The sequence below is a fragment of the Ensifer sp. ENS10 genome, assembly GCF_014852025.1.
Taxonomy (GTDB): Bacteria; Pseudomonadota; Alphaproteobacteria; order Rhizobiales; family Rhizobiaceae; genus Ensifer.
Genome location: NZ_JACVAS010000035.1, coordinates 1 through 691, shown reverse-complemented (window position 1 = coordinate 691; position 691 = coordinate 1). Strand labels below are relative to the sequence as shown.

The 691-nt window shown below is 65.7% G+C and carries 1 protein-coding gene; it reads right to left on the bottom strand.

Annotated elements, in window-relative coordinates:
- Positions 1-112 precede the first annotated feature (112 nt).
- Positions 113-691: amidohydrolase family protein (locus IB265_RS36250; RefSeq protein WP_192496227.1), on the bottom strand; the 579-nt coding region annotated here is incomplete at its 5' end.

Below are 691 nucleotides of genomic sequence, written 5' to 3'. Positions count from 1 at the left end.
TCTTTTGCGGGTGCACCATCGTCGCCGAGTGCCGCCGACGAAGTGATCAGGATGGAGGCTGCCAATGCGGCGGCGCCGACGATCGTTTTCATTTTGCGCCCTTCCACCGTCGTCACACGGCCCAGCAGGAGCAGCCGAGTGCGCCGAAGAAGCCCTTGAGATCGGCGATCGGCAGCTTTGACGTCCAGGCGCCGGCATGGTCGTGACCATGCAGACCGCAATTGCTGGCGCAGCCGCACGCGGTGATCGCCGTGCGCCGGAGCGAGTTCTTGCCGGCACCATCGGGCTCGCCCCAGGCGGCATAACCGCCGAAGCTGCGAACCGGCGACCAGTCGGGCATCGCCGGCGGCACCGGGTTCTCGTCGTGGGAAGCGAAGTCGCCGGCCGCATAGACGACCTTGCCGCCGACAACAGTCAGCTCCGAGGTCAGGAACGAGATCTCGTCCTCGGCGCAGGCGAAGTAGTCCTTGTTCGGCACGATCAGGTCGGCAAACTGCCCCGTCTCGATCCGGCCCTTCTTGTCTTCTTCGTTGGAGAACCACTGCACCTTCTCGGTCCACATCCGCAGCGCCGTCTCGCGGTCGAGGCAGTTGGCGCGCGGATAGAGCTGCAGGCCGCCGATGGTCTTGCCGGTCACCATCCACGACAGCGAGACCCAGGGATTGTAGGAGGCGACGCGGGTGGCATCGGT